The sequence below is a fragment of the Nocardioides sp. genome, assembly GCF_050699375.1.
Classification (GTDB): domain Bacteria; phylum Actinomycetota; class Actinomycetes; order Propionibacteriales; family Nocardioidaceae; genus Nocardioides.
Map to the genome: position 1 here is coordinate 1 of NZ_JBOHDN010000286.1, position 5,613 is coordinate 5,613.

Below are 5,613 nucleotides of genomic sequence, written 5' to 3' on the forward strand. Positions count from 1 at the left end.
CCGGGGCTTGGTCTGTTCGTGCCGCGCCCGTACGGCCTTCGTGCCGAGCACGTATCCGGCTCCCAGCCCGAGGACCAAGGTTGTCGTCTTACCCAACATGTCCAGCTCCGTTCTCGATTGAATGGGCGTCACGGCCGCCGTTAGTACGACGGCGTCGTACTAACCCGTACCCATCTACGGCCATCACATGACATCGGCACCAAAATGCGTCCGAGTCACCCCGACGACCTTCAGTCTGGTCGCGAGCCAAGATGGGTACCTGAGCATCATGCGTTCGATGTGGCTGGAGCGTCCCCACCCACCGAGTCAGGACGTCTTCCCCGTCGATGACCGTTTCGAAGACGTCGTCGTGGGGGCAGGCATCACCGGACTGACGGTTGGCCTGCTTCTGGCGCGTGCTGGTCGCAGGGTCGGTGTCATCGATGCGCTCCAGGTGGGCTCGGGCACCACCGGCCGTACGACGGGCAAGGTCTCGCTGCTGCAGGGGACCCGGCTCTCGCGGATCCTGGCCGCTCAGTCACACGATGTCGCTCAGGCGTACGTGGACGCGAACCGGGAAGGTCAGCAGTGGCTGTTGCGGTTCTGTGCTGACCATGATGTTCCCGTTCAGATCCGCGATGCAGTGACCTATGCGAGTAGTGCCAATGAGACGGCCACGGTGCGAGAAGAACATGAGGCGGCTCGTTCGCTCGGGCTGGGGGTGCGCTGGGCTGACCGTCTCGATGTGCCGTTCCCGCTGGAGGGCGCCACTTTGCTGGCAGGTCAGGCCCAGTTCGACCCGATGGACGTGCTCGTTACCCTCGCCGCCCGGCTCCGAAGCCACGGCGGGACAGTGCACGAGGGCCGGCGCGTACTGGGGGTGTCCCGGCGAGGGACGCCGGAGATCGCCCTCGACGACGGACGTGTGCTCCGCGCTGACAACGTCGTTCTCGCGACAGGGGTGCCGACCCTGGACCGAGGTCTCTACTTCGCCAAGCTGGAGGCGAAGCGCTCCTATCTTCTTGCCTATGGCGGAGTGGAGGCGCCACCCGCGATGTACCTCTCGGTGTCCACATCGAGCCGATCGATCCGCGGCGTGCCAAGGGACCCCACCACTCCGCCACTGCTCCTTGTCGGCGGTGCCGGGCACATCGTAGGTCGCACGCAGTCCGAGCTGGCGAAGCTCGACGAGCTGAGAGAGTGGACGGCACGACACTTCGAGGGGGCGACCGAGACACACGCCTGGTCCGCACAGGACTATGCCTCGCACGACGGGATCCCGTACGTCGGCAAGCTGCCCCTCGGGGGTGGTCGCATCTACCTGGCCACCGGTTACGACAAGTGGGGACTGGCCAACGGTGTGGCCGCGGCACGAACCATCGCTGGTCAGATCCTGGGATCGAGACCCGGCTGGGCGAAGGTGCTCGGCAGGCGAATCACGCGTCCGCGCGGCGTGGCCCGCCTCGCGGCCGTCAACGCCGGCATCACCCTGGCGGCGTCCCGATCCCTGGGGAGGGCCGAGACTGCGAAGGTACCCATCCCTGTTCCTGAAGGCGCCGGGGTCGTGGGGCGTGACGGACTTCTGCCGGTCGGCGCATCCACACTGAACGACCGGACTTGTCGCGTGGTTGCACTCTGCACCCACCTGGGTGGCGCCCTGCGCTGGAACGACGCCGAGAAGAGTTGGGACTGTCCACTGCACGGATCCCGGTTCTCCGCGAGCGGGAAGGTCCTGGAAGGCCCCGCCACGAGAGCCCTTGTGCAGCGGGATGTGTCGCACGAGTCGTGATCGGCTCAGATTCGGGAGTCAACGTTGAGCTCTGGCCAACTCCACGCACGTCGTCATCACTGACTGGGCCTGGAGTCTCCAGGCACCGCCGGATGTTGGCAGTGGAAGTCCAGGCGCCCTTCGAGCTCGGCCTGGGACATCTCGATAAGGGATCCGCGACCAGTACGGGTCTGGCAGGCTGTCCCGCTGCCGGTAGCTCATCCATACACCTCGTCCTCACTGACGGGGCGCGGGGTCTCCAGGCACCGCCGAATGTTGGTGACGATGCTGCCGGCGGTGAAGAACCCGTCCTCCGAGTCGCGCACGTGCATCTCATGGATCTGGTCGACCAGTTCGGACAGAGCCTCTTGCGCATCCGCCTTGACCGCGGCGTCCGCGACGCGGCCATCTCCCGATCGCACGAGGTCCGCGAGAGCGAGCAGTGCCTGGGCCGCGTGAGGCCGCAGCTGTGGGCCCAGCGCGACGAGATCGTTCCCTGCGCGCTCCTCGTCCTCGAGGAGCTGAGTGAGTTCCTCGACCAGGAAGCACACCTTCTCGAGGCTTCGTTCCTGCTCGAGCTGTCTCGTCAGGCGACTTCGGTGGTGAGCCTGACGTCTGTTGGCGCGGGCTGCCTCGAGAACAAGCTGCCTATCGGCACGCATGCGGTGCAGCATCGGGTCCATCTGTGCCCGATATTCGCTCCATTGCGTCTTTGTCGGTGGGGTTTCGCCCTGCAGGGCATGGGCTAGCCCGCGGAGCTGGGTGACCACCTCTTCACGGAGGTCACCCATCGCCCGTTCCGCGGGCGCGAGAGGAAGCTGTGGAAAGAGCACGGTCGTGACGACACCGATCGAGGCCCCGATCAACGTGAGTCCGCCGAAGGCGCTCACGAACGCGACGGGATCCGCGGTTCCGATGATCAGGACGAACACGGCCGCCGTCGGGACCCAGTGCCCCATGTCGTCGAGCCACCGCGCGTTCGCCGCCAACATTCCCACGCCGATCACAAGAGCCACGGCCGCGGGGCTGGGCCCGAGAACGGCGGCTGTGGCCAGCGCGATCGCCGAGCCGAGCCAGATGCTGAGGATGCTCTGGACGGACCTGCGAACAGAACCCATCACGGTCGACGACATCGCCACCACGGCGCCCAACGGCGCGTAGTAGGGGAACTCGCCAGCCGGTCCCGGAAAGGTGACACCAACCCAGAAGGCGATCGCTCCCGCGGCTGCCGCCGTGAGGGCCATTCCCCAGGGGAGCTCGCGTACTCGTGCCCTGAGGCGAGCCACCCATCCCGGGTCGGGAACGGCGGCTCGTCTCGATGGGCGCGAGGCCAGGGATGAACGGGGCGTCATCTGAAGGTGCTGCGTTCAACGAGGCCGGCGACCTGCCGGATCGTGACGACGAAGACAGCTGTCATGGAGTGCCACCTCTGCAAAGAGAACGCGCGGACGGAGATCGAAGCCTGTGCGCCGAGGCGACGACTTCGTGGCTCGGTACCCGGCAAAGCCGGTGAGACACCTCGAGTTCCGATCAGACCGCGTACGTCGGGCGATATGGGGTACCGGGCCTCTGACGCTCGGCGTCCGGCGCGGTTCGATGGCGGACCCGGTCGCAGAAACTGGAGAGATCACTGTGAACACGGTCAAGCAGCAGCCGATCTACGCATTGTTCTGGAGGCGCGCCGCTTGGGCGCTTCACGAGGTCGTGGGCTGGTATGACGCTGATCGGTCATGGGTACCCGCTCCGCATGACCGAACTGACCTGCCTCGTCCTCAACTGCACTCTCAAGAAGACCCCGGCCGAGTCGAGCACCGAGCTCCTCGGCTCGCAGGTCCTCGCGGCTCTCACCGAGCAGGGCGTCGAAGGAACGATGGAGCGCGTGGTCGACTACGACGTACGTTTCGGGGTCAGCACCGACGAGGGTGACGGCGACGCCTGGCCGGACCTGCGCGCGCGGGTGCTCGCCGCCGACATCCTCGTCCTGGCCACCCCGATCTGGCTCGGGCAGCCCTCTTCGGTGTGCAAGATGGTGCTCGAGCGACTCGACGCCGAGCTGAGCGAGACCGACGAGGAGGGGCGCCTGCAGACCTACGGCAAGGTCGCGGGCATCGCCGTCGTAGGCAACGAGGACGGTGCCCACCACGTATCCGCCGAGCTGGCGCAGGCGCTCACCGACGTCGGCTTCACCCTGCCCGCTAGCGCGGTCACTTACTGGGTCGGCGAGGCCATGCAGGGTGTTGACTACAAGGACAAGTCGCCCACGCCGGAGAAGACCGCGGGCACTACGCGCACCCTCGCCGCGAACGCCGCTCACCTCGCCGGGTTGCTCTCAGGCTCGCAATACCCGGCATCGAGCTGATCCGAGACTCCCCAGCTTCTAGACTCCCGGCCGCGCGAAGACCAGCCGTACGCTCAACGGGTCGCCGGTCGGCGCAGCAACAACAGCACCCCGCGGTCGCCGAACACACGCACCTCGTCGACCATCAGGTCGAGCGGGTCCCGCTGTTCGCCCATCCATTCGCCGAGAAGGCTTGCCTGGGCGACCGAGCCGAGCTGCAGGACGGCGGCCCCATTCGGATGCAGGCACGCGTCGATCGTACGGAGACACTCACGAGCCAGGTCGAGTCCGTCCGTGCCCCCGTCGATCGCGGTCAGCGGATCCCCGGGAAAGCGGTCGGTCTGGGTGTCCGGCACCCACGGCGGATCGGCGACGACGACCGCGAACATCTCTCGGTCGCTCAGACAGGAGCCGATGGGGGAGTGGCGGATCTCGACGCGCTCGGCAAGGCCCGCGGCTTCCGCGTTGGCGCGTGCGAACTGGCACGCGACCGGGTCGATGTCGACGAGCACGCCGTCTCGAGAGCCTGTCTCCAGCGCCAGCAGCCCGATGTGGCCGGCGCCCGTGCAGAGCTCGAGTAGCCGGCCCGGCGGGCCGTCGTGACCCATCTCCGCCGCCCACGCCGACTGGGCCGTTGTCCACCGTCGCGGGGTGAGGACACGGTCGTCGTACTGGATCGTCAGGCTGCCGAAGATTGTGCTGCGGGTGGCCTGTCGCGGTGTCGTCTCGGGGTCCTCGGCTGTGGGCGCGGGGTGCATGCCGGCTCCGGTACCCCGGCACTCGTAGGTGATGCGGTGGCTCCGTATGAAGCCGTCCGCTGCTGGGTACCGATCTCGGCATGACTACCGACACGCCGCACTACACGATTCCCGGTCTTGACGAGGGTGCTGCCCGGACGATCATCGACCTGCTGCAGTCACGACTTCACGCCGCGAACGACCTCCAGCTCACCCTCAAGCATGTGCACTGGAACGTCGTGGGACCGCACTTCATCGCCGTCCATCAGATGATCGACCCCCAGGTCGACGCAGTGCGTGCGATGGCCGACGCCCTCGCCGAGCGCATCGCCACCTTGGGTGGTGCGCCGCGCGGGACCCCCGGCGCTCTGGTCCAGGAGCGCGAGTGGAACGACTACAGCATCGGACGGGCCACCACGCAGGAGCACCTCGCCGCGCTCGACGTCACCTATCAGGGCGTGATCGGCTCCTACCGAGAGGCGATCAAGATCCTCGACGATCTGGACCTGGTGACCCAGGACGTCCTGATCGGTCAGGTCGAGCAGCTCGAGCTCTTCCATTGGTTCGTACGCGCCCACCTGGAGGATCAGGGTGGGCAGCTGCAGACCGGCGACGCGGCCACGGAGGCTGGTGCGGCACACGCCGCCAGCGGCTGAGGACGCCTGCCATGCGATGGTGGGTCGCGGCGCTCGCGCTGGTCCTCCCGATGATCCTCACCGGGTGCGATTCGGAGCAGGACGAGGCCGTACGCGAGAGGGCCGGCGCCTTCCAGGCAGCGCTCTCCGCACAGG

The 5,613-nt window shown here is 67.3% G+C and carries 5 protein-coding genes; 3 read left to right on the forward strand and 2 right to left on the reverse strand.

What is annotated here, in order from left to right; genetic code table 11:
• The first annotated feature begins 277 nt into the window (after positions 1-277).
• Positions 278-1,768: an FAD-dependent oxidoreductase gene (locus ACRDPS_RS20535; RefSeq protein WP_431503517.1), complete on the forward strand. Its 1,491-nt coding sequence runs from the start codon at positions 278-280 to the stop codon at positions 1,766-1,768.
• A gap of 197 nt (positions 1,769-1,965) precedes the next feature.
• Here ACRDPS_RS20535 and ACRDPS_RS20540 read toward each other — a convergent pair whose 3' ends face one another.
• A complete protein-coding gene (locus ACRDPS_RS20540) occupies positions 1,966-2,991 on the reverse strand; it encodes an FUSC family protein (RefSeq protein WP_431503518.1) in 1,026 nt (341 codons plus the stop codon).
• 503 nt (positions 2,992-3,494) lie between these two features.
• Between ACRDPS_RS20540 and ACRDPS_RS20545 the strand changes: the two genes are divergently transcribed.
• On the forward strand, positions 3,495-4,106 hold the full coding sequence (locus ACRDPS_RS20545) for a flavodoxin family protein (protein WP_431503519.1): 612 nt from the start codon (positions 3,495-3,497) through the stop codon (positions 4,104-4,106).
• Positions 4,107-4,159: 53 nt separating this feature from the next.
• Here ACRDPS_RS20545 and ACRDPS_RS20550 read toward each other — a convergent pair whose 3' ends face one another.
• Complete coding sequence (locus ACRDPS_RS20550) at positions 4,160-4,843, reverse strand: RsmD family RNA methyltransferase (protein ID WP_431503520.1); 684 nt, start codon at positions 4,841-4,843, stop codon at positions 4,160-4,162.
• A gap of 80 nt (positions 4,844-4,923) precedes the next feature.
• On the opposite strand from ACRDPS_RS20550, the gene ACRDPS_RS20555 reads away from it, so the two are divergent.
• Complete coding sequence (locus ACRDPS_RS20555) at positions 4,924-5,478, forward strand: Dps family protein (RefSeq protein ID WP_431503521.1); 555 nt, start codon at positions 4,924-4,926, stop codon at positions 5,476-5,478.
• Positions 5,479-5,613: the final 135 nt, after the last annotated feature.